Annotated in this window: 21 protein-coding genes; all 21 read right to left on the reverse strand. The window is 42.2% G+C overall.

Going from position 1 to position 24,884, the window contains the following annotated elements:
• Window positions 1–52: 52 nt before the first annotated feature.
• Window positions 53–1,144, reverse strand: coding sequence for an LCP family protein (locus BLR42_RS11230; protein WP_242879304.1), 1,092 nt, complete (start codon window positions 1,142–1,144; stop codon window positions 53–55).
• Between the two features lie 79 nt (window positions 1,145–1,223).
• Window positions 1,224–2,627, reverse strand: coding sequence for an undecaprenyl-phosphate glucose phosphotransferase (locus BLR42_RS11235; RefSeq protein WP_022763157.1), 1,404 nt, complete (start codon window positions 2,625–2,627; stop codon window positions 1,224–1,226).
• A gap of 63 nt (window positions 2,628–2,690) precedes the next feature.
• On the reverse strand, window positions 2,691–3,677 hold the full coding sequence (locus BLR42_RS11240) for a glycosyltransferase family 2 protein (RefSeq protein WP_091869108.1): 987 nt from the start codon (window positions 3,675–3,677) through the stop codon (window positions 2,691–2,693).
• A 21-nt stretch (window positions 3,678–3,698) separates the two neighbouring features.
• Entirely contained in the window at window positions 3,699–5,081 is a 1,383-nt protein-coding gene (locus BLR42_RS11245; protein WP_091869110.1) for a glycosyltransferase, read from the reverse strand.
• 76 nt (window positions 5,082–5,157) lie between these two features.
• Window positions 5,158–6,897, reverse strand: coding sequence for a phospho-sugar mutase (locus BLR42_RS11250; RefSeq protein ID WP_091869112.1), 1,740 nt, complete (start codon window positions 6,895–6,897; stop codon window positions 5,158–5,160).
• Window positions 6,898–6,970: 73 nt separating this feature from the next.
• On the reverse strand, window positions 6,971–9,034 hold the full coding sequence (locus BLR42_RS11255; RefSeq protein ID WP_091869114.1) for a glycosyltransferase family 2 protein: 2,064 nt from the start codon (window positions 9,032–9,034) through the stop codon (window positions 6,971–6,973).
• Window positions 9,034–11,118, reverse strand: a complete 2,085-nt coding sequence (locus BLR42_RS11260; protein WP_091869116.1) for a glycosyltransferase family 2 protein — start codon at window positions 11,116–11,118, stop codon at window positions 9,034–9,036. The genes BLR42_RS11255 and BLR42_RS11260 overlap by 1 nt, the downstream gene beginning before the upstream one ends.
• 28 nt (window positions 11,119–11,146) lie before the next feature.
• Window positions 11,147–13,273: a class I SAM-dependent methyltransferase gene (locus BLR42_RS11265; protein ID WP_022763151.1), complete on the reverse strand. Its 2,127-nt coding sequence runs from the start codon at window positions 13,271–13,273 to the stop codon at window positions 11,147–11,149.
• 3 nt (window positions 13,274–13,276) lie between these two features.
• Window positions 13,277–14,626: an ABC transporter ATP-binding protein gene (locus BLR42_RS11270; RefSeq protein WP_091869118.1), complete on the reverse strand. Its 1,350-nt coding sequence runs from the start codon at window positions 14,624–14,626 to the stop codon at window positions 13,277–13,279.
• Between the two features lie 38 nt (window positions 14,627–14,664).
• Window positions 14,665–15,684 (reverse strand): ABC transporter permease, encoded by a 1,020-nt coding sequence (locus tag BLR42_RS11275; RefSeq protein ID WP_091869120.1) that lies wholly within the window; start codon window positions 15,682–15,684, stop codon window positions 14,665–14,667.
• Complete coding sequence (gene rfbC / locus BLR42_RS11280) at window positions 15,684–16,250, reverse strand: dTDP-4-dehydrorhamnose 3,5-epimerase (RefSeq protein WP_022763148.1); 567 nt, start codon at window positions 16,248–16,250, stop codon at window positions 15,684–15,686. Before rfbC ends, BLR42_RS11275 begins: the two co-directional genes overlap by 1 nt.
• A 23-nt stretch (window positions 16,251–16,273) precedes the next feature.
• On the reverse strand, window positions 16,274–16,600 hold the full coding sequence (locus BLR42_RS11285) for a hypothetical protein (protein WP_022763147.1): 327 nt from the start codon (window positions 16,598–16,600) through the stop codon (window positions 16,274–16,276).
• Window positions 16,590–17,459 carry a glucose-1-phosphate thymidylyltransferase RfbA gene (gene rfbA / locus BLR42_RS11290; protein ID WP_022763146.1) on the reverse strand — a complete coding sequence of 290 codons (870 nt, stop codon included), beginning with the start codon at window positions 17,457–17,459 and terminating at the stop codon, window positions 16,590–16,592. Before rfbA ends, BLR42_RS11285 begins: the two co-directional genes overlap by 11 nt.
• Before the next feature lie 139 nt (window positions 17,460–17,598).
• The gene (locus BLR42_RS11295; RefSeq protein WP_091869188.1) at window positions 17,599–18,528 is read right to left on the reverse strand and encodes a glycosyltransferase family 2 protein; all 930 of its coding nucleotides are present in this window, start codon (window positions 18,526–18,528) and stop codon (window positions 17,599–17,601) included.
• A gap of 99 nt (window positions 18,529–18,627) precedes the next feature.
• Window positions 18,628–19,716, reverse strand: a complete 1,089-nt coding sequence (gene rfbB, locus BLR42_RS11300) for a dTDP-glucose 4,6-dehydratase (RefSeq protein WP_022763144.1) — start codon at window positions 19,714–19,716, stop codon at window positions 18,628–18,630.
• 61 nt (window positions 19,717–19,777) lie between these two features.
• Window positions 19,778–20,128 (reverse strand): DMT family transporter, encoded by a 351-nt coding sequence (locus BLR42_RS11305; protein WP_022763143.1) that lies wholly within the window; start codon window positions 20,126–20,128, stop codon window positions 19,778–19,780.
• The gene (locus BLR42_RS11310; protein ID WP_026498268.1) at window positions 20,125–20,481 is read right to left on the reverse strand and encodes a DMT family transporter; all 357 of its coding nucleotides are present in this window, start codon (window positions 20,479–20,481) and stop codon (window positions 20,125–20,127) included. Before BLR42_RS11310 ends, BLR42_RS11305 begins: the two co-directional genes overlap by 4 nt.
• On the reverse strand, window positions 20,471–21,445 hold the full coding sequence (locus BLR42_RS11315; protein ID WP_091869122.1) for an SGNH/GDSL hydrolase family protein: 975 nt from the start codon (window positions 21,443–21,445) through the stop codon (window positions 20,471–20,473). Before BLR42_RS11315 ends, BLR42_RS11310 begins: the two co-directional genes overlap by 11 nt.
• A gap of 31 nt (window positions 21,446–21,476) precedes the next feature.
• The gene (locus BLR42_RS11320) at window positions 21,477–22,556 is read right to left on the reverse strand and encodes a hypothetical protein (protein ID WP_091869124.1); all 1,080 of its coding nucleotides are present in this window, start codon (window positions 22,554–22,556) and stop codon (window positions 21,477–21,479) included.
• An 18-nt stretch (window positions 22,557–22,574) separates the two neighbouring features.
• Window positions 22,575–24,116, reverse strand: a complete 1,542-nt coding sequence (locus BLR42_RS11325) for an MBOAT family O-acyltransferase (RefSeq protein ID WP_091869126.1) — start codon at window positions 24,114–24,116, stop codon at window positions 22,575–22,577.
• On the reverse strand, window positions 24,113–24,874 hold the full coding sequence (locus tag BLR42_RS11330) for a hypothetical protein (RefSeq protein WP_091869128.1): 762 nt from the start codon (window positions 24,872–24,874) through the stop codon (window positions 24,113–24,115). Before BLR42_RS11330 ends, BLR42_RS11325 begins: the two co-directional genes overlap by 4 nt.
• Window positions 24,875–24,884: the final 10 nt, after the last annotated feature.

Genomic DNA, 24,884 nt, shown 5'->3' on the forward strand with positions numbered 1-24,884 from the left:
ACAAAGAAAAATTAAGCCCCGGCTGATACCGGGGCCACGTTTCGTAAGTCGTTTATCTGTCGATATACTCATCTGTATCAGCAGCGATTTTCTGACTATACTCTTGTACGCTCGGTGATACTTCATATTCAGTATCATCGAATAAAAATTCATGAAGCCACTTTACATTTGAAGTAAGGTCTTCAGGGACTACGCAACTTCCCTTTTTACCAATTGTGCCTGTTGCTCTCATGCTTGAGGTCGGGAATCCATCACTTGATACTACATTGTAGTTGGTGATATTACCCAAAAGTTTAATAATATCCTGAAGATCCAGAGAAGTATAGGTCTCTCCGAATATCTTGCTGGCTACATTCTCCAGCTCGGGAAGACTGATGGTCTTAGCCTTGGTCAAAATAGCCATAAGGACAGTTCGCTGTCTCTCAGCTCTTCTGAAGTCATCTCCTGCAGTATATCTGATACGGCAATAAGCTGTAGCCTGAAGTCCGTTAAGAGTCTGCATTCCTGTCTGTGTAACGGGTGTATATTTAAGGCCCAGCTCCTCTGCCATTGTGGACTGGTAGTTATTGAGGTGAGTAATCTCGTTCTCTTCAATAACAATATCAACTCCGCCAAGCTCATCAATAACATCAGTAAGTCCGCCAAAACCAATAGTAACAAAATCAGTAATATCCATATCAAGATTCATGTTCAACATGGAAATTGCCTGCTGGGGACCGCCCTTCGCATATGCAACATTACACTTGTTGTAAGTATCATTACTCAGGTTAAGATATGTATCACGATAAACAGATGCCAGTCTGATCTCACCATTCTCATTGTTAATTGAAGCGATAATGATGGTATCACTTCTGGTGTTCTTATCAAGATCACCTTCACGTGAATCTACACCGAAGAGTGCCAGATTAGTATATCCGGTCATCTGCTCATTCTCTTCAACTCCGGTATTAACACTCTCAGCAATTACTTCCTCATCAAGGTTTACTTTACCAACCTTGTCAACCTTCATTTTGCCAAATAAAGTCCATACAATAAAAAGAAGTATAAGCAGAACAACAATCTCAACACCAAAAATAATAAGTGCCCGCTTTGTGTTCTTCTTTCTGCCTCTTCTGCCTGAGTTTCCACTCCTGCGATTCGACATATCAAAAATCTCCTTATAATTTATGTTTTCCAATGTCCTATTTTGCCATAAAAACATAAATTATACAAGCAAAAGGTCATCAATAGGCATTCTTATTGATAAATCCATGAAAAATCGTTCCTATCAGAATTCTGACGTCAAATTCCATCGTCCAGTTTTCAATATAATAAATATCGTACTCGATTCGCTTTCTAATAGAAGTGTCGCCTCTGTAGCCATTAATCTGTGCCCATCCGGTAAGTCCGGGGCGCACCTGATGCTTAACCATATAGCGGGGGATGTCCTGTCTGAACTTCTCAACAAACTGCGGGCGTTCCGGTCTTGGTCCTATCAGCGACATATCGCCAATCAGAATATTAAATAACTGCGGAAGCTCATCGATACTGTGCGATCTCAAAAATCTTCCGATAGGTGTAACCCTTGGATCATCCTTTGTTGTCCAGGCCTTCTTTTCGGATTTCTCAGACTGCATCTCCATGGTTCTGAATTTATACATCATAAATTTCTGACCGTGAAGCCCCACTCTCTCCTGTTTGAAAATTATCGGCCCCGGGCTTGAAAGCTTAACAGCTATAGCAGCTGCCAGCATAACCGGAGAAAAAATAATCATGCCGAAAAGAGCCCCAATAATATCGGTAACTCTCTTAACAAAAACATTAAATCCATTGGTAAGAGGTACATATCTTATATTGATAACAGGAAGTCCAAGGATATCTTCTGTATATGGATTACTTGGGAAAAGACTGGTGTAATCCGGAATAAACTTTGTATGTATTCCTGACTTTTCACAAATATCAACAAGATCCTCAAGTCTGTCATATCTGTCCAGCGGAAGCGTAATTGTTATTTCGTCGTACTCGTTTTCACGAATATAATCCGTAAGTTTGCTGATCTTAGCTATTACCTTTACTCCGTGATAGGTAGTTCCAAGCGGAACTACATCATCAAGTATTCCCGAAACAACATATCCCCACTGCGGATTATTATTTATTCTGCTGATGTAACCTTCAGCGGTTCTGGAATATCCTACAAGCAATATGTGTTTAAGGTTATAACCCTTTCGTCTGAAATATTTAAGGATCCTTCTCAAAAGCACCCTGGAAATACTCATCAGAAACACATTGATAACCGAGAACATCGCGATCATAGTTCTCGAGAAATCCGGTTGATTTATCATGTACAGTACAACGATAAATCCTATAAAACCAATCAAATTGGCCTTCAAGATATTATATAGTTCATGCCTTATCCTTGTCGCACGGCGGGGCATATACAGGTTCACCATATTGTACAGAACCATATATGCAGGCACCAAAAAATAGAGGGCAGTAAAGTATGTCCCCATTGAAAGGTAGCCTCCCTCCGGCTTCGAAATCGGTGATTCGAATTTCAAATAGAAAGCCAGCATATAGGAACAGGCTACAATAATGCCGTCCCCAACGACGTGCAGCATGTTCAGATTTTTCTGGTTGTCTTTTATCATATCTACAATATTTTATAACATTTCATAGTGAAAAACAAAAAGTCTTTGAAATTTTACTACATTTTAACCCACAAATCTACGGACAACGTTAATAAGAAGTTCCAGCTCCAAAACAACATAATTAAGCAGGTTCTTCTTTTTAAACAAGACCTTTCTGTTTTTTCCCTTGGAAATCTTTTTTAATCCTCCCAGAAGTCCCAGAAAATAAGCTTTTCCGAGACCTTTTTTTGAAAAATATATCTGTTTTACGATTATGCCCGCAAGTAAAAGCGGCAGATTTATCAGAATCTGCAGTGCAGGCATATTCTTGTATATCATATAAAGGTTATTAGCGGCTGTAAGTTCTTCCTTGAATTCGTTATATCTTGATCCGCTTGTTCCACTGCCGGCGTGATACACCACGGCAGTAGGCTCATAAAGATTCTTATAGCCGTATATTCTGGCTCTGTAACCGACATCCACATCCTCAAGATAGCAGAAATGCTCTTCGTCAAAGCCTCCTATCTCTGAAAAAATCGATTTTCTGTAGATGGCAGCTCCAGCACAGGCTGAAGTCACAGCAGCCCTTTTTGCATAGCTGCTGCCGTCCTTATCCCTTCCGGGTGAAAATGCCCAGCCAAGGGCACAGTACAGATCCCCGCTGTCGTCAATGTTATGCGGCTCTTTCATCTGCAACATCTTTGCACCTACAGAGAAAACCTTATCGTTTTTACTGATAGCTGAAAGCAGCCTTTCGGTCATTCTCTCTTCTGCGACAGTATCATTGTTAAGCAGCAGAACATATTCCGTTTCGGAAAGTTCTATTCCGACATTTACCGCATTCGCAAAACCTGTGTTTTCAGATAGCTCATGAATAGTTACATCCGGATAACAGCCGCTGTGTTTTTCCATAGATTTTCTCAGCGTTTTAATACCTTCATCGGTAGAGCCATTGTCCACAACTATTACCGGTGCTGCCATTGTCTGCTTTTTCAGACTTCTAAGGCAGGCATCAAGAAACCTGGCACCATTATAATTGGGTATAACTATTGTCACTTTATTATCTGCCAAAATTCATTCCTCTTATAACGATCAGATTGTTGTCTCGTAATTCGGATCCCAAAGCACTTTATATCCAAGCTGCCTTACAGCCTGTCCGAAACGAATACATTTGTCCCTCAGTTCCTCTTCAGTACCCAGTGAGGTAACATCTATAACCTTCCCTTCCAGGGTCATATCATAGGGAATTCCGAATATCTGCTTATAAAGATCAAGCAGATCACTTCTTATCCTCATACATCTGATATCTACTGCATCCGTATCCTGCTCAAGAACTGCCAGATGCTGTAGCCCTCCGCTGAAGCCTCTCGGAAGATCCTTATATCTTACTTTTCCGTCAGCGCGGTAATTGCCGCCGATAAGAGTTCCGTTTTTATCCGTGATTCTTCCGCCAATTACTCCGATATCCTTTCTGGCTTCAAGAATGTCATCGTAACTGACACGATAAAACCCAACATGCTTAAGATGCGATACTGTTGCCTTAATTCCGCTGACCCTCAGAAAGTCTCTTAAAGCCCTGGCGCCGGCCTCATAGGCGTACATCTTACTCTGCGGATTACCTGAAGTAGAACCGTCATGGCTTCTCCAATGATAAAGCACTTTGGGAATATGAACTATCTGCTTTTCATAATCAGAGCTCCACATGATCCTTCCTACTGCTCTGAGGAACAGATCATAGTCCTGAGCACCGTCATATTCTCCTCTGAATCTACAGGTGTGAATTACATCGGATCTTATTGTAGTAAAATGACAGATGTAATTATTTGACATAAAAAGATCGGGATTAAATTTCTTTTTCCTGTGATAGTCAAAAAACCTGGTCCCGTCAGCATTACACTTATCCTCATCAGAATAGATAAGTCTCGGATAATTCTTTATCGCAGCTATCGCAACCTCACAAAGAGCATCCTTTGTAAGGACATCATCGTGATCAAGCAGTGCCATATAATCTCCTCTTGACGCATCAAGAGCAGCATTTGAATTTTCAGATATTCCGGCGTTGGATTTAAGGCAGATATGTCTTATTCTGCCATCTACTCCGGAGTAACTCTCGATTATATCGGTTAAAGGATAAATAGCTTTACCCTTTGAGACCACCGGAGCCTCTGCAAGAATAAGCTCCCACTTTCCGTAGGTCTGATTCTTGACAGATTCTATCATCTCTTTAAAGAACTCCCTGTCCGTGTTGTAACAGGGCACAAGAATACTTATTAAAGGAAGCATTCTTGATTTTTCGGCATTATTTAATAAAGCACGATACCACTTCCTCTGTTTCTCAAGTTCCTCCTCAGTGGGCTCTTTATATGAGTAATTCTCATCCCTCTGATTACGGAGTCTCTCCATGGCAGCGACAACCGCACTTCCTACGCCGTTTCTTCTCGCATATGATATTGTCTTTCTAATATTATTGATCATGCTAAGCTAAAGTATTTGATAAGAATAGGGCTGTCAGGCAAACTGACAGCCCTTTTTAACAAGTTTTCTTTTGTAATTAATCGATAAGAGCTTTAACAGCTGCTGTGAGTTCATCCTGCTTCTTAGCAGCATCCTCAAGGCTGGTACCCTTAACACCCATATAGAACTTGATCTTAGGCTCTGTTCCGGAAGGACGTGCGCAGCACCATGAATCGTTATCCAGTGCAAAATAAAGTACGTTGGACTCCGGAAGACCGGTCTTACCCTTCTCTCCTGTCTGAGGGTTAACTGTCTCTCCTGTCTTGTAATCACGGAATTCCTCAACAGTCCATGAACCAAATGTCTTGGGCGGATTATTTCTGAGCTTATCCATAAGAGCAGCAATTTCCTTAGCACCCTCAAGGCCCTTCATGGTGATGGAATACTGACCTTCCTTATAGTAGCCGTAATCTTCATACATATCGATCATAGCATCCCAGAGGGTCTGGTTGTTCTTCTTACAGAAAGCAGCAACTTCGCAGAGCATCATAACGGCAACGATCGCATCCTTATCACGCGCATGTGTTCCTGCAAGGCATCCATAACTCTCCTCGAGACCGAATACATAATTGTATTCCTGATTATTCTCCTCAAAGAGTCTTATCTGCTCACCGATATACTTGAAGCCTGTAAGAACTTCAATGTAGTGAAGACCATATTTCTCAGCAACGCGTCTTGCCATATTTGTTGTAACGATGGTTGTGACGAATGCAGGTCTCTCAGGCATAGTGCCTGTAGCCTTTCTCTCACGAAGGATATATTCTCCTATAAGCATTCCGGACATATTTCCTGTGAAAGGAACGTACTCTCCGGTCTTAGTATCCTTTGCATATACTCCAAGTCTGTCCGCATCGGGATCTGTTGCAAGAACGATGTCTGCATCCTTCTCTTTCGCAAGCTCAAGAGCAAGCTTGAATGCTTTGGGATCCTCGGGATTAGGATAATCAAGAGTTGTGAAATCAGGATCCGGAAGCTCCTGCTCAGGAACTATATACACATTCTTAAAGCCAAGCTCAGCAAGAACTCTCTTTACGGGAACAAGTCCTGTTCCGTGGAAAGGTGTATATACAACTGTAAGCTTCTCAGCCATCTCCTTGATAGCATCAAGGTGAATAATCTGCTTTTTAAGCTCTACCATGTACGCATCATCTATATCTTTTCCGATGATCTCATAAAGGCCTGCCTTCATGGCATCGTCCTTAGACATGGTCTTAACATCGTTGTAGTCAGTAATAGCTTTAACTTCTGAAATAATACCTGTATCATGAGGCGGAGTAACCTGAGCACCATCCTCCCAATAAGCCTTATATCCGTTGTATTCCGGCGGATTGTGGCTTGCTGTAATCATAACGCCCGCAATACAATTAAGCTTTCTAAGAGCAAATGAAAGCTCGGGTGTAGGGCGAAGCTCATCAAATACATATGCCTTAATGCCGTTAGCTGCAAGGCATCTTGCAGTCTCGTCCGCGAATTCGGGTGAGAATCTGCGGCAGTCGTAAGAAATAGCAACGCCTCTCTTAGCGCCGTCAGCTCCTCCATTCTTCTTGATATAATTAGCAAGACCCTGAGTAGCCTTACGAACAACGTACTTGTTCATACGGTTTGTGCCTGCTCCGATAACACCTCTAAGTCCACCGGTACCAAACTCAAGCTCCTGATAGAACCTGTCCTGAACCTCTTTCTCATCATTTCTGATAGATAATAATTCGTTTTTTGTATCCTCATCAAAGTAAGGATCATTTAACCAATACTCAAGCTGTTTTGAAACGTCACTCATCTTTATCCTCCTTAAAATGTGAGGTTATCCCCTCAACATATTTAGTTAATCATTCCTAACTCCAAAAGTCAAATTATGCATCGCGTAAACTGCTGTAGCCCTCAACATTCAGAGAGAAATCGCTTCGGTCCAGAGAAAAATTGGGATTATAGTACGGATCACCCTTATCAAGGACTTCCTTCCATTTTGCACGAAAATGCTCAGATTCCGCATCATATCTCTTCGCATTCTCGCCCTCCAGGTCAAGCCCTCTGGACGCGGATTCAAAATGATACATCTCCGCAAAAGGAGTGAATATATTGAGGTATCCTTTCTCCCTTAGCTTAAGACAGAAATCCACATCATTTAATGAAACCCTGAATCCCTCATCAAATCCGCCGACTTCATCGTACTTAGACCTTGATACCATAAGGCAGGCGCCTGTGACAGCTGAGACATTCTGTGCATAGCACAGTCTTCCCATATATCCAAGATTCATTCCTTCCTGTCCGTAGTGGCAGTGGCCGGCTGTTCTGTGTGCTCCAAGCCTCAGTACGATACCAGCATGCTGAATCTTTCTGTTGGGGAAATAAAGCTTTCCTCCGACCGCTCCGACATCCGCGCGCTGCGCGTACATAAGCAGTTCTTCCATCCAGTTAACGGTAATAACCTGTGTGTCATTATTTAGAAGCAGAATGTAATCACCTGTCGAATGCTTAACACCGTAATTAACTACCGCAGAATAATTGAACGGAGGCTTTGATCCATCTTCATTCAGGTTATTCTTATCCTCATAATAATCAACAATCTTTAAAACAGAGCTCATGGCTCCGTTTCTGAGCTCATCGTAATAGCTCTTTATCTCTTTTGAGGTACTTCCATTCTCTACTACGATAATCTCATAATTATCATAGGTCGATTTTTCATATATAGAGTCGAGACATCTCTTCAAATCCTCCATATGCTCACAGGTGGGGATTATGATAGAAATCTTGGGCATGCCCTCAACTTCATAGGCGATCTTGAAAATCGTCTCAAACGCTCTGGTACTGGTTATCTTAAAGTGTTCATAACCATGTCTTCTAAGATGATCTGCCACAGCTCCTCTGGCTGCATCAATAGCATAGCTCTTGGCGCTGATGTCCGATGCCACACTACCCGCATGAGATCTCCAGTAATACAATAGTCTCGGGATGTGAACTATATGCTCTGCAGCGTCCGTAAGCCTCAAGATCATATCATGATCCTGACTTCCGTCGAATTTCGATCTGAAAAGTTCTGTGCCGTCAAGGAGTGATCTCTTGAATACACTGAAATGGCAGATATAATTATTTGCTCTCAGATTATCAGGCGCATAATCAGGCTTAAAGTGCATCGTTATCATGTGATCAATGCTCTTACCTGAAAAAGTGGCTTCATCACAGTAAAGATAGTCCGCATTCTCATCATTGATAGCTTTGACATAGTAATACAGAACTTCGGGATGAAGAATATCATCATGATCAAGAAGTCCTATGTACTCACCCGACGCAAGCTTAAGGCACTCATTTGTATTACCTGAAATTCCTGTATTCTTCTCAAGTCTGTGATAAAGAATACCGGCACCGTCGGCTTCTCCGCGCCCGGCTCTTTCGTCCTTCTGATATTCTTTGACAATCTCTTCTACATAGCCATGCTCTGCATCTGAGCCATCAGCAAGGCAAAGCTGCCAGTTTGTATACGTCTGGTTAAGAACAGACTCTATCATATCCCTGAGGAAATTCTCGGGAGTGTTGTAAAGAGGAACCAGAATACTGATAAGCGGCATCTTTTCAAATCTGGCATTTCTCTCTGTTGCAATTGTCTCCTCAGAAGGAAAACTTTCGGTTCCATAGTGAACCTTCGCCTTACGCTCAATCTGCTTATATTTAAGCTTGGCAATAACTCCCCTTACTGATCCTGCATTTTTCACACGGTCCTTCTGCCTTATAACGAAATGCATTACATTTCTTGCGGGAGTACTTGCCTTCCAGATTGGATTGGATTTAATCCTGTTAAGCTTAAACTCAAGCTCCTGATTCTTATCTTCAAGGTCAGCCACTCTCTGCGCAAGATCTGCACTTTTAAGCTTTTCTTTCTCATATGCTGTTTTAAAATCAAAATCTGTATTTTCAGTCATTATTTCACCTTAAGTAAATTGGGCACCCAGTTTATGAGTTTCAAACTACCCGTCTGGTCAAGGGCAGCCATTCCCACCTGATAATAACCAGGGTCAAGTTTCCCGGGCGCAATCCTCACCTTATAGCCGGTAAGGTCAACATCTATCTGATCCTGTAATCTCAGTTTAATATCCGGTCTGTACCAGGTATAAACAGGCATACTGTATACAACAGAAGATGCCGGTCTTGCACCTTCATCAGACCTCTCTACCTGCCTGAGAACGAGTCTTCTTTCAAAAAATGCATTATCTGAGCCAATTACAAAGCTGTAGCCCTTAACAAAATATCCGTCTACCACATCGCCGTCTCTGACGCCGTACATCCAATTCTCCATGGTTCCGGCATACTCAACTCCGACTCTGAGGCAGGCATCCTCTCTGGCCTCGGCGAACCCATTCTCATGCACCTTGATATTATGGAAAGGAATATCAAGTACCGGAGTAAAGTCCTCACACGGAATTATGGCGCTTATGGTCTCATCATCAGTAAGGTACTGACTGTAAAAAGGATCATGGTTATAAAAACCGGGATGCCTTTTCATAAGTACCTCATACTCTGCAGCAAGGCGCTCCATCTTCTTCATATCAAGAGTATCAAGGCCTCTGCTCAGGGACTCATGATGATAGAGGCTTATGTGGTTGCAGCAGACATTATAATATCCCTTCTGGAATACGCTGTAGCAAAGATTCACATCATTAAAAGCAACCGGAAGTTCTTCCGGAAAGCCGCCAACCTCATTAAACTTCTCGCGGCTGAGCATCAGACATGCTCCCGTCGCTCCTATCAGATTATGAATCCCTCTGTTAAAGCCAAAGTAATGCGACTTCTGATCATGCATTTTCTGGAGCTTATGCACAGGGCCGAGTCTGACATTAGTAATTCCGGCATGCTGAATAAGATCGGAGTCCGGATAGAGGAGCTTAGCGCCCACAACTCCGACATGGCGAAGCTGTGCCTGAGAAAGCATCTCTCGCATCCACCCATCCTGCGTAGCCTCGATATCATCGTTAAGGAAAAGAAGATACTCGCCTCCCGACCTTGTCGCACCGCGGTTACACATATGAGAAAAATTAAATTCCTCTACTTTATATAAATATGAAATATTTGTTAATCCGTTTACTTTGTCAATCTGATTAATATATGAACCGTATCTTACACGGTTATATGCACTGCTGCCATTATCCACTATTACTATCTCATACTTAATGTTCTTTTCATGAGTGGTATTAACAATGGATTTCATGCACTGATATAAAATTTCGGGATGATCCTTTGTCGGAATTATAATGCTGACCGTTGCCGGCTTCATCAGCATATGTCTTGAATTATGAAAACCTCTTCCGTAAAAAACATCCGTATCAGGATTTCTGTGGAACAGAATCTCTCCTATATGCCCTATCGGAAATTCCGTTCCCTGTCTCTTTCCGAATGCTCTCTCTTCTATGGCAAGCATACAGAAAAGAACGTCGGCTGAAAGCATGCTTGCTTCACGTCCCACCGCTTCGGGTGAATTCTTCTTTACTCCTGTCGTTCCACCGAGCATTCTAAGAGCATTATCATACTCGGAAGCCGCTGCTTCGTATGTATTTGCCCTGCATGCAAATACACTTCCGATATAAAATGCATTAAGATACGTATCCGGCGACCAGTCCGGCTTAAAATACGGATGACCGTATTTGCCTCTTCCGACCATCTCATCCTCATCGCCATACGCGACATTGATTTCCGGATGAGCCTGAAAGTATCGCCTGATATTCTCTACAGCATGTCCGGCAAGCTTTCCTTTGGGGCTCACGAAAATAAGGATCGTCTCAGCAGTAGCCGTTGGGTCTGCCTCTCTCCACACCTTAGTGTAGGAAACAACCTCCGTTACAAGCTGAAGTCTCCCCGTGACCTCATAAGCGCTCCCCCCTGATACATAAATGGGATGCTTCTCCTGCTTGTGCTCCCAGATGTTATAGGCATTTTTACATTCCTTAACTTTACTCTGGTAGCCTCTTTTTCTGTTGTTGATAAGAAAATTCTTTGCAATCTCTTTCAGCATCTCTTACTGCCCTGTTCCAGGCTTCCCCTTATTTGGAAAGAAGTTTTTTCTTAATCTTGCGAAAAAATTCTCCCTTCTCCTCTTCGTTCTCATCAGTGGTAACTCTGAGTGAGTCCTCCAAAGCCACCGCTGTTTCCTTTGGAATAAGAGTTGTCATCATTGTTACCCTAAGATGGTTTTCCCTCTTTTTATCAACTCTGTTATCCGCAAAGCCAAATTCAATATTAGGATCATCTGTTCCGAATACAATACTGTCCTCGGATATCCAGGAGCCGTTCGGATGAATTGAGATGAAGGCTTCTCCCTCCTCGACCGAAACATCATTCCAGACAACCTGCTTTATCGTTACAATACAACATGCAAATGCGGGATCAATTCTGATATTCTGCACATGATCGTTGCATTCGATATCAATTGTAACTTCATTGTGCTCATCATAGGTCTCATCAGGGAAAATGGAGTCATCTTCACTGTATCCGTCTCCCTCATCCACATATACCTGGATTTCCTCGGCGCTTCTGGCCGTATCGCTGCTTCCGGCAAGTTCCTTCGGAACAATGGCAGTCCTTCCGATTGACTTCCACAATTCTACAGATGATTTTCTTCTACCGGTTACATACTTCTGGAAGTCTGCCTCCTCGCTAAGAAGGCCCTTTATTTCCTCGTCAGTAAGTCCAATCTGTTCATACAGAGCCTTTACATCGAGCTTATCACGGCTTCTGTCCTCAAGCATATATCCGTAAAGAGCTCTGAATGCCAACTCCTTAGGCGGAATGCATTTTCCGTAAGTCCACTCATAATCTATGATAGTCCAGATAGGTCCGTTAACAAGAATATTCGGGAAAATAAGATCATAATCCGTAACCGGATAATCAGGTCTGTAGCCGATTCTTCTCATATATTCTCTAAACAAGGCGTTAAAGGAATCCATATCATCCGATTCCAGACACGCGTCAAAAAGTGCTGTCAAAGGAATTCCGTTAACATATGAAAACATCGCACATCTCGACTTCTCATCAAGCTGGCAGTCATTAACCTCAAGGTCTCCGCCCCTGTATCTTTCACGAAGTGCATAGTATGCATCCTGCATACCGAAAATATGGTCCTCTGCTGCCTCGGTAAGAGGGTATTTCTTGATAAGCTTTCTTCCGAGCTTATCGATTGTGATATCAGTTCTTATCTTGAACTCATCGGCACGGTCGTTGGAATACTTACAGTAAACAGTATCGAAACCGGGACCTAAAATAACTTCGAAGGAATTGGCGAATTCACCATACATCCCATCATTAATAAGACACTCATATGCTCTTTTTTCATTAAACAAAAGGAGTCTGTCTCTATCGTAATTACGAACATTATCCTGCAATTCTCCGTATGCCGGGAGATATTTGTCTGAATGGAGAGATGTCATCAGTTTGTAGTCCGGATAAGGATAATAGAAATGATAATCCTTTATGCCGCACTTCTTGAAAATACGAATCAGACCATTTCTGGTAAAAGTTCTCGCTACAGAATCCTTGGAATAGCCCTCAATTCCGTCAAAGTATCCTCCGAGGTGATCCTCCGGTGCTCCGGCGAAATACTTAAGACCTATCCTGTTCTCGATGGCAATTACTATTCGTCCGTTCGCCTTAAGGTGCTTTTGAAGCATCGTAAGGAAGTTCTCATACGGATTCTCCGTTCCGATATAGCCCTGTCCATACTCAAACACACCAATAAGGAAAATAAAATCAAAATTGTCGGGAAGATCAGGCTCAATATCCCTGAAATTTCCTACATGAATGGTGACGTTGTCACATTCGGAATTTCTTGTGGCATTAATCTCACTTCTTCTTCTCGAAAGATCACAGGCGATAACCTCTCCTGCCTTCTCAGAAAGCATGCCGGTAATGGCACCGCATCCGGCACCTACCTCAAGAACCTTTTCCTTTCCTGTCATGGGAATCCACTCTACAATATTGCTTCTAAGCTCAGAGAGGTGATACAAAATAGGCCAACTTGCCTTCTTCTCGATTATTTCAGGATACTCTTCCTTCTTGTGTTTCCTGACTATATCGAAGATTTCCTTCTCAATCGGCCCGTCACTGTATAGATCCAGTCCGGCATAATGCTTGAAATTCAGTTTTACATTCCCAATAAATACTTCTTCCTGCATGTCTTATTCCTTTTTAGCATCGGTTACACTGACCGTCGATTCCATATCGACATATCCGACGGTGTTCTTATCGGAAACAGCCGTGATATTCAGCGCATCATAAAGTCGGTGGTATACTACAAAATCATCCTGTTCAAATCCTGTTACCCCGAAGGAAACAAGATACTCCCCTCCCTGCAAAAGCATTCTCTGCGTGAAAGTGATCTCTTTTTCATCACCCTCATGAACAGGCTCCAGGAATGCTTTTTCAACCATAGAATTTGTTCCGGTAATCTCTATTCCCATAATGTTTTTTATGGTATAAGCGAATATCGGAGCACTAATGTCTCTGAGGAACTTAACCTTCATGTGTATGGTGAATTCTGTTCCTTTTATTACTGAATTTGTCCTAAGTCCCTTTGAATCGGTAGCATAGAACTCTGTAATCTTTGCTCCATTATTTCCGTATTCCAGAAGCTCGGGATTTTCCATCTCATTTTGCGCATCGGATTTTTCTTCCTTGGGCGCACTCTTTGCGGCATCGCCATTTTTAGCAGCATCTGCCTTTTTCCCTGCAGCCTCTCTTATGTCCTCATCCTCAAGAAGGGACTTAAAGTCATTTTCGGGAAGCGGATACTGTCCAACCAGTACCTGCTTATATATATCAATCATTTTCTTGGGTGTTCCCTCTCCGAGAATAACACCCTGGTTAAGAAGAACCGCTCTGTCACAATACCTGCTTATAGTCGAGAGGTCATGTGATACAAAGAGAATTGTCTTCCCCTGCTTTTTAAATTCCTCAAATTTGTGATAACACTTCGCCTGGAAAAATACATCACCGACAGAAAGTGCCTCATCTACAATAAGTATCTCGGGATCGATGTTTATGGCAACGGCAAATGCAAGTCGCACAAACATACCGCTCGAATAGGTCTTAACAGGCTGATAAACATAATCACCAATATCGGCGAATTCCAAAATGGAATCCATTCTGGCTTTGATCTCTTCCTCTGAAAAGCCTATCATCATACCGTTAAGGAAAATGTTATCTATTCCGTTGTACTCCAGATTAAAGCCGGCACCCAGCTCAAGAAGGGCTGAAATATGGCCATCCACTTCAACCGATCCGGAAGTCGGTGACAATACTCCTGTTATTATCTTAAGGATTGTCGATTTTCCCGAACCGTTAGTTCCGATAATTCCAATGGTCTCACCTTTTTTTACAGAGAGATTTACATGATTGAGAGCAAGGTGCTCCGTATAATCATTACCCTTTAGCAGACCAAGTGCATCCTTTAACCTGTCTGAGTTTTTACTATAAAGTTTATACATTTTAGTCAGGTCGGTAACCTGAATCGCTAAGTCTTTATCCATAAACCATACTTTCCCGGTATATTTCTCCAGCTATTCCATCAGAGCACATCCGCAAAATGCGTTTTGGTGCGCTTAAATATCAAAGAACCCATGCAGAACAGTGCCACTACAACTATCCAGAAATAAGTACTTGAATAAAAATGCTCAAAGAACCATTCATTACCATACATCGAATTTCTGTATCCGTTTACGATGTACGTCATGGGGTTAAGCTTTATTATCCACTTAAGATTGTCGGGAAGCATATTTATATCCCACAATATCGGAGTTGCCCACTGGCCGACCTGAAGAACTATAGCCAGAATCTGTGTGAGGTCTCTGAAAAATACCACTACAGCACAGGTTGTATAGCATATGGAAAGAACCAGTATAAATTCACATATCGCATAATAAATGATCTGGATTGTATAAATCGTAGGATAGTAGCCATACATGCATGAAATAGCAATCATTACCCCCGCGAAAAATACATGAATAAAAAGAGCGGCTATTATTTTTATCAGGGGCAGTATACTGATCTTGAACAAAACCTTTTTAACCAGATAGTTATACTCAAGAAGAGCTGTCGTTCCGTTCATCAGTGCTTCATTAAAGAAAAACCACGGCACCAGACCCGTCGTAAGAAACAAAACATAGGGCACATCGATCTCGCCTGCTGCCATTGGCTTTTGCTTGAATATTCTGTCAAACACAAACCAATACATCAAAACAGTGACCACCGGCTGCACCAGTGCCCACACAATGCCCATATACGAGCCGGCATATCTCTTTTTAAAATCATTAACCGCCAGTCTCCGGATCAGCTTCCTCGAATTATAAAGCTCCACCGGCAAAACCATGAGCTTATCGTACCAGGCGGTAACGAGTATCATCGACATCACGATAAGAATGCATGCGCATATCTTCTTAAGCATCTCGGTATGCTGATCCGCAAGCACATTGGTGTGCAAAACGATGATCAGCATCAGAGCAATTGCTATCGCATAGAAAATGCCCAGCCCCACCTGCTTGGGAAGCTCACTTATAAAAGGCAGTTTATCTGTCTTTTCCTTTGTCATTATTTAACTCCGCGGTCTTTTTTATAATCTGAAAGTGTACCCCACTTTGTATCCTTATCGGAGAGTGTAAGCTCTGACTCATCCTCATAGGGCCACTCTACACCGATTTCGGGATCCTTGAACAAAATACCTCCCTCATCATCGGGGTGATAGAAATCTGTGCACTTATATGCAAATTCAGCATAATCGGACATTACCATAAAACCATGTGCGAATCCCTTGGGAATAAAGAACTGTTTCTTGTTCTCAGCCGAAAGGACTACTCCGAACCACTTTCCAAAAGTTGCAGAGCCTTCACGAAGATCTACCGCAACATCAAAAACCTCTCCCTTTATTGCACGAACAAGTTTATCCTGAGGAAAGTTCTTCTGAAAATGAAGGCCTCTCAGTACTCCCTTTTTGGAAGCCGACTGGTTATCCTGTACAAACTCCATGGGGATACCGATTTTCTCAAAATCCCTCTTGGAATATGTCTCCATGAAGTATCCTCTCTCATCACCGAAAACCTGAGGAGTGATAACCTTAAGTCCTTCAATCTCACATGTCTCAACCTGTAACTGTCCCATTTTATATTTGATCCTCCAAACTATTAATCTACATTTCCGCCTGATATTTCCGGATCCGCATTGGCCGGTACCGGAACATTATCCACCACTACTACAACGGACGGACGTTGCTCGCTTTTATCAAAAAAATCTCCGGCAGTAAGAAAGCCCTTAAGATTATCGCCAATCTGCTCTCCGTATTCGGTAGTAGATACTGCTTCCTCCGCCTGTGTGGCAACAGCCTCCGATTCACCTTCTGAACCAATCAGTGAATTTATGCGGTCTCTGTTTGCAGCATAAACAACCACCCCGATGAGAACAATCGTGGTAATAATCGCCAATATAGACAATCTAAACGCCTTAGAGTCCATTTGCTACCTCAACAAGATATTTGCCGTAGTCAGTCTTCATCAAAGGCTCAGCAAGTTTAAGAAGCTGCTCCTTATTGATGAATCCTCTCTTATATGCAATCTCTTCTATGCAGGATACATAGAGTCCCTGTCTCTTCTGGAATGCACATACGAAATCAGCGGCATCAAGAAGAGAATCATGATTACCCGTATCAAGCCATGCAAAGCCTCGGCCCATAGTCTCAACACGAAGAGTACCTCTGCGAAGATACTCATTGTTAACACTTGTAATTTCAATCTCTCCTCTGGCTGAAGGCTTAACATTTTTTGCTATTTCAATTACGTCATTATCATAGAAATAAAGTCCCGGAACCGCATAATTGCTCTTAGGATGCTCCGGTTTTTCCTCGATTGAAAGGGCTTTGCCGTTCTCATCAAACTCAACTACGCCGTATTCTCTGGGATCACGAACGTAATAACCGAAAATTGTCGCTCCCTTTTCTCTGGATGCCACTTCCCTCAGTAACTTGGAGAAGCTCTGGCCATAGAAAATATTATCTCCGAGAACCAGTGCTACACTGTCACTGCCAATAAACTCTGCGCCGATTATGAACGCATCGGCAAGACCTCTGGGCTCTTCCTGAACAGCATATGAAAATGACATACCCAGCTGCTCTCCTGTTCCGAAAAGGTCCTCAAAAATCGGAAGATCTCTCGGAGTAGAAATAATAAGAACCTCGCGTATTCCCGCAAGCATAAGGGTAGATAGCGGGTAATAGATCATAGGTTTATCATAAACCGGCATGATCTGCTTTGAAATAGCTCTGGTAAGCGGATAAAGTCTTGTTCCGGAACCTCCGGCAAGTATAATTCCTTTCATAAAAGGCCTCCAAATCTGTATATTCAAAAACATTTTTTCTCAAGTAATATCACAGCTGTCTTTGATGTATGCAAAACTACATCACCCTATAATATAACATAAAAACGCCATTTATATCATGGGTTTAATATTAAATATATTATTTATCGTTTTTACGAATCGTATCAATTATAAACGGTGGTCTCTTTCTGGATTCTTCCAGTACTCTCCAAATGTATTCGCCGAGAATTCCGAGTGTCAGCATTATCATTCCGGATGCAAACAAAACCACGCACATCAGGGATGCATAACCCGCTATCGGAGTTCCGACGGTGAGCTTCTCATAGATTGCGCTTATAATGCCTACAAATGCAGCTATGGCGAAAATCACTCCGCAAATGCTCATCATCCTGATCGGGAAATAGGAAAAGCTCATCATGGAATCCACCACAAGCTTAAATTTCTTTCCAAAGGTCCAACGTGATTTACCGACTGTCCTGTCCTTTCTGTGGAAGTATACCTTGGCGGACTTAAAGCCTATCCACATGACCTGAAGTGTAAGCGATGAGTTCTTTTCATCCATCATCTGCAGAACATTTATTGCCTGTCTGTCCAGAAGGTAGCAGTCGCAGCCGCCCTGAGGCATATCCTTATTGATTGTCTTTCTCACAAGCCAGTAATACATTCCGGCAAAGAACTTCTTAACCGCACCTTCATCGCGTTCAGCTCTTATCGCAAGTACTACCTTATTCCCTTCCTTCCACTTTTCGTAGAGATCGAGAATAAGGGTTGAATCCTCCTGAAGATCCGCCTGCTTTGTAACGGCGCAGTCACCGGTACACACAGATAATCCTGCAAGTATGGCCGCATGCTCACCAAAGTTTCTTGAGAGTCTCGTGCAGACAACATTCTCATCCTTCTCTGCGATCTTATTCATGATTTCCCAGGAGTTATCTCCGGATCCGTCATCCACAAAGACAAGTTCGTAATCTCCGAGTTTATCGAAGATTTTCTCCTTCATGTCATCGTAGAGCATCTCCAGGGTGTCTGAGTTGTAATAAACCGGAACGACAATTGATATTTTGCTCATCTTTTCTCCATTGCTCTTAAACGCAACAAGAGAGAGCCCGGTAAATAGCCTTACCAAAGCTCTCCTGTTATTGTAATGTCCTATCTTACGGATAATGTATTACAGCTTGTCGCCATACATACTGTCATAATATTTCTGATAATTTCCGCTTGTTACATGCTCCATCCAGTCCTCGTTAGCAAAGAACCACTTGATGGTCTTTCTGATGCCTTCCTTGAACATCGTCTCAGGCTCCCAGCCAATCTCCTTCTTGATCTTATCGGGAGCGATAGCATAGCGGCGGTCGTGGCCCTTTCTGTCCTCAACATATGTAATGAGGTCATATGTGAGCTTCTCTTTTCTGGGATCTGAATCATCAAGAGACTCGCGAAGTACATCGATGATGGTCTGAACGATCTCAATGTTCTGCTTCTCATTGTGTCCGCCGATGTTGTAGGTCTCGAAAAGTCTGCCCTGTTCCTGAACCATATCGATTGCCTTGGCATGATCCTCAACATAGAGCCAGTCACGGACATTCTTACCGTCGCCGTAAACGGGAAGTGCCTTACCCTCAAGAGCATTGTGAATCATAAGAGGTATAAGCTTCTCCGGGAACTGGAACGGTCCGTAGTTGTTGGAACAGTTGGTTATATTTGCAGGGAACTTATATGTGTCCATATAAGCCTTAACAAGCATATCTGAACTTGCCTTACTTGCTGAGTAAGGGCTGTGAGGATCATAAGGTGTATCCTCATAGAAATAAGCGTTGGGATCCTCGGGAAGTGATCCGTAAACCTCATCGGTACTTACATGGAGGAATTTCTTTCCTTCCTTGAAGGAACCATCGGGAAGCTCCCATGCCTTCTTTGCTGCATTAAGCATTGTAGCTGTTCCGAGAACGTTGGTCTCAACAAAGATCTCGGGATTAACGATTGAACGGTCAACATGGCTCTCTGCTGCAAAATGAACAACTCTGTCGATGTCATTTTCCTCAAAAATCTTGTTGATGGCATCTCTGTCGCAGATATTTGCCTTAACAAATGTATAGTTGTCTCTGCCCTCGACATCCTTGAGGTTCTCAAGGTTACCTGCATAGGTAAGTACATCCACATTGATTATGCGGATCTCATTGTCATACTTCTTAAACATGTAGTGTATGTAGTTGGAACCGATGAATCCGGCACCACCTGTCACAAGATAAGTTCTCATTAAATATCCTCCAAAAAGAAAATCTTTATAAGTTATTTTGTATTCTAACTGTTTACATAAATTAATGCAAATTGCCGGGGAGATAAAAAATTAAAATGCCGGCAAGTATAAGCGCCATTCCTATCAGTTTGTTTTTCGTAATCCCTTCCTTGAAGAAAATTCTGCTAAGAAACATGACCATGATATATCCGATAGGTTCTATTATTACGACATACATATAAGGCATATGTCCGTAGCAGATGATTGCCACAAACATCGATACCACCAGTAATCCGTATCCTCCGATAACCAGTATATTCAGATACTGTCTGATAAAGTTCGGATACTCTGTTCCGGAGCTCTTTTTAAGAAGCATCTGTGATATTGAAGCTATCAGCTGTCCGCAAAGGGCAAGTGCAATAAAAGGAATCATGCCGCACCTCCTTTATTAGGAGAATTAAGTACAATTGTTCCTGCTATTACAAGCGCCACGCCTATAACCTTGAGGAGTGTCACTCCTTCATGAAAAAGGATTGTACTCCACAAAAGCGACCACAGAAGAGTCATTGCTTTATTTGCATAGGCTATCGACAATTCAAATCGCTTTAAAAGCTGCTGCCAGAGTATCGCATATATACCCAGAACAGCAAAATCCAGGAGATACAGTAATATAAACTCTTTTGATAAAAGCTTGTAGTTGGAAACAAGTTTACTTATAACCGTCGTCAGGGAATAAATGAAAACAGCTCCCTGAAGAACTATGATAGCCCGAATCTTATTTCCCATATATAGCCTCCGCGAAATGAGTGGCAATATGCTTGTTGGCATCCTTATTTACATGAATGTTATCAAGCAGATTCTCTGCACTGTTCCCCTCATCTATAGTCCCGTAATAGTTATCTATAAAGGAGACTCCGGTCTCACCACAGGTATCGATCATATGCTGAAGGTATGTGGTAAGCTTACCGTTACCGAAATCCACCCTGTCTCCGTTTTTAAGAAGTCCGTCTGCATCGTAGGCATAGCAGAAGGTAAAGGACATACATACAATTCTGATAAAAGGATATTTTTCCTGAATCATTCTGATACCGGAATCCAAAGCTCCCATGTAGGTTACAGGATCCATCTTATCTCCGGGATTCATACCGGGACGCAGCTTGATATAATCTGAAGCATCGTAGTAAATAACGAGAGTATCAACAGTATTCATATCAAGATCACAGAGCGCCTGAGCATGCTGCTCCAGTGTGATATCTCCCAAAGTCCAGGCTGCATCAAGAATTTCCTTCGTGCCATCCTGCGTTAATGCCTTTGCACAGTTATAAAAACTGAACTTATCCATGATGTCGCCCTGGCCATCAGCAGTTCCCAGTGCAACTGTACTTCCGCCAAATCCTGCATTTATCACAGTGCTTCCTGTACTTTGGGCAATCTGTTCACATACACCGTCTTCGGAAAGATCATAAGTAACGGAATCATTACCGAGTACAAGTATGGTCTCCTGGCCATCATCCTCATGCCCCTCTCTCTTATCGGAAGGCAGAAGAAAAATCTGATCAAGGATTTCTACATCATATTCCGAAGTATCCTCGTCGACCTGCTCAACATCTCTTCCTTTGTTCCACTTGATCAGCCTGAAAGATCCATAACCAATCAATATAACGATGAGACCGAGAATCACCAGATGCACCCATCCGGGTATTCCTCCACCGTTTCTGTTTCCTTTGTCCTCTGATCTGAAATCTGTCATAAAAAACCTCACTTGCCTAAATAGATCCTAATCAGTATTCAGCAGAAAGCAACTCTTCAAAATCGAATTCCGCAATTATCCGCCGCATCTTTTGAAGTTCATCTCTGAACTCTTCAATGCTTCTGACTTCATGCGTTCCATCAGCAAAACACTCGGTCATATAGCGGTTTATTCTCGGATTATAATGCGTATAATCCGCATAGTTATTAAGGTCTGTCACTGTTTCCTCCATATTTTGAAAATAGAACAGACGCACATTATCATACTTCAAAAGTTCGTTTGCCGCAAACTCATATTGCTTCATCGTAGCTTCAAAATGATTTTCCGTGAGCACATTATTCCAGTAAAGAATGCTGTAGGGCGGGAAAAAAAAATAAAAAACCGTATCCGGATTATTTTTTATAAAAGGTAAAATATTTGTCTCCAGATTTTCTTTCGTCTGAGGTATCAGGAGATCAGCATCCATTTCATCGACAACAGCCTCCGGGGCCTCATAGCCGTGCATAACATACTGAATATTGTAGTAATCCTCCGTCCACCAGCTGGCGTAGACCTCGGACAGATTTGTTCCCTTTTTCTGGATAACCGGCTTGAGGATATACTCAAGAATCACATCCTTATTCCAGAGGTACTTCACATCATTTATGGGATTTTTGTCATAAAGGTACATCGGAAGCTCATACTTAATTTCATCCGTAGCCGCAGTCATAGTCGGTATATCAAGCCCTAAAAACACAGCCTTAACGGGATTCTTCTTCCTTGCTGGAGTATTTTTGTCAAATACAATACTTAAGATATTGTAATCATCTCGCGGATAAGCCCCGCTGTAGGAGAGCTTGAGCGTATTTAGTCCCATAAGCTCACCAAAATCATCCGTATGGAAATTAACAGTCATAGATGATCCTATTATACAGCTGTCATAATCCATCCTCTCCGCCATTCCGGGATTTTGGGAAAGCTGATTATCCACGATATAGGGAAATCCCTGGAGCGGCGCATGAAAATGGAAAAACGGATCAACATAAATAACTATCGCCGATACAAAAAAAAGCAGCACCAGTACCACTGCGCAAAAGCTGAATATGAAGTTTTTGGCATTTCTTTTACTCAAATTTCATACCTCAAACTATCAGAAATTAACATACAAAAAGGTGCTGACACCGCCAAGGCTCAGAACTCCCCATACAAAAAGCACTCCGTAGAACATTGATACGGCAAGGGATCCCACCCTTGAAGCATCCTCTTTCTTACATATAAAAGCTGCACTTTTCTCTGCTATTTTCCTCGCTGTATTGCCGCCAAAAATCATAATTGCAGAAAAAATCAGTATTATCCACATACAAATGTAATTACTCTTACTCCATCTGGGTATAGGTGTGATTTTAAACATATACCAGATTTCATCCATCATAAAGCATTCCGCATACTTGATTGATATATGGAGACCTCTCCAGGCATCGATACTGACAATTTTGCCAAGAAGAGTAAGTGCCTCAGATATATCTTTTGCCCTGAAAAAGACCCAGGCTGCTGTCACATATATAAAAGTAAGAGCTGTATTAATGGCATGTCTAAATCCTAAGGCCATTACATTTTTAGTCTTAGCAAGATCTTTTTCACTTTCATCTTTGGCATGCGTGGCTGCACGAAAAATCCTTAGAAGCACCATCAGCACGCCGTGCATCATACCCCACATAACAAAGTTCAGACCATTTCCGTGCCATATTCCGCTAACCAGGAATACTATCAGAATATTGATATAAGTCCTTGAAATTCCCTTCCTGCTGCCTCCCAGCGGTATGTAGACATATCTTGTAAAGAACTTCGTAAGTGAAATATGCCATCTGTCCCAAAACTCAGCTATATTTTCAGAGGTATACGGAGCATCAAAGTTTCTAGTGAGCTCCATTCCAATCATCCTGCAGATTCCTTCCGCCATATCACAGTATCCGCTGAAGTCAAAATACAGCTGGAAAGAATAGGAAACAGCAACCAAAATGGCATCGAGCGCTGACATAGTCGTAACGCCGCCATAGCCAAAATCCACTGCTTTTCCGAGCACCTGCGCAAGGAGCACCTTTTTAGCAAGTCCCATGGAAAACAGCATTATTCCGTATATGAAATCCTCTGCTTTTAGCTTTTTTTTACTAAGATCCTTAAGGCCACCCATTACACTCTTATAATCGGCAATCGGACCCTGCAGAATTTTAGGAAAAAAGAGAATGTAGCACAGATAATCGACAGGATTGAAATCTGCTTTTATCTCCTTTCCCAGCTCAGCTATAAACATTATCTGAGAAAAGGTGTAGAAGCTCACCGCAACAGGCATCGCGCCGCCGCCAAAAAACTTAAAGCCCGCAAGAAGCAGGGCATTACCTGCTATCGCAACCGCCTTTATTGCAGTCACTGTACCTTCTTTCCCAAAAGCTACATTTCTTAATTTTTTACACAGTATATATGTAAAGCTCAGATTCCAGACAATGCTCAAAAGAAAGATACAGATAGAAAAAGCTCCGTATCCCACGAAGAAAAAGGCTGACATTACTATCAGCCATAGCTTCATCAGCGTATCCGCTCTCTCATTTTCAGATAAAAAACGCTGAATCCCCCATACTCCCAAAAGGAAGACGGGGAGAAATATGAAAATAAAGGAATATGAATTAAATGTCACTGAGCAATCTCCGGATCCTTATAGATATTGTATCCACCAACCATATTTACTAATTCCAGTCCCATATCCTCAAGTTTTACATCAATCTGTCTGTCTTTGTACATAACAATGTAATTGCACTGAGCCTGTCTCGTAGCCTCTAAAAGTTCCTCTGCATTGATAACTTCGGGTTTTTGAAAAGCTACGTAAACGGCATTGTAATAATCATTATGGATGACGTCACGTCCGTAAGGCATAAGAATATTCGTGTCATATTGCCTTACAAAATGGATAAACTCCTCCGGGAACACCGCTCTTACTCTGGGTTCTCCCTCCTCCGGACTTATCTCATCACATACATCGATAACAACCTGCGGAATGTGGTAAACGTTTTCTGCATCCTTAACATACTCATTTTTATAAACCAGGCTTCCGCTAAGGATTATAAGTGCACTGACAACCACCAGTCCTATCCGCTTATGCTCCATGAATAACTTGCATCCTGCATAAGCTATTATCGCACTCATGGGAATAAGCCATAAAATTCTGTAATAAGTATCTCCGCCATCCGGAATTTTTGCCACATATGCAATTCTGGTTACCGGAATAAAAAATCCCACTAAAACAATCAGAGGAGCCACGGCCATAACGAGCTTTTTCCTCATATCCTTTTCGGCAATAAGAAGATACAGCATTGAAGCTAAGAACAGCACAAGAAGATAGCCATTGCCTCCATACTGCTTGAATATAACCCAGGCCTCCATAAAAATACCGTACATTTAGTCACCT

The sequence above is a fragment of the Butyrivibrio sp. INlla16 genome (assembly GCF_900104155.1).
Classification (GTDB): Bacteria; Bacillota; Clostridia; order Lachnospirales; family Lachnospiraceae; genus Butyrivibrio.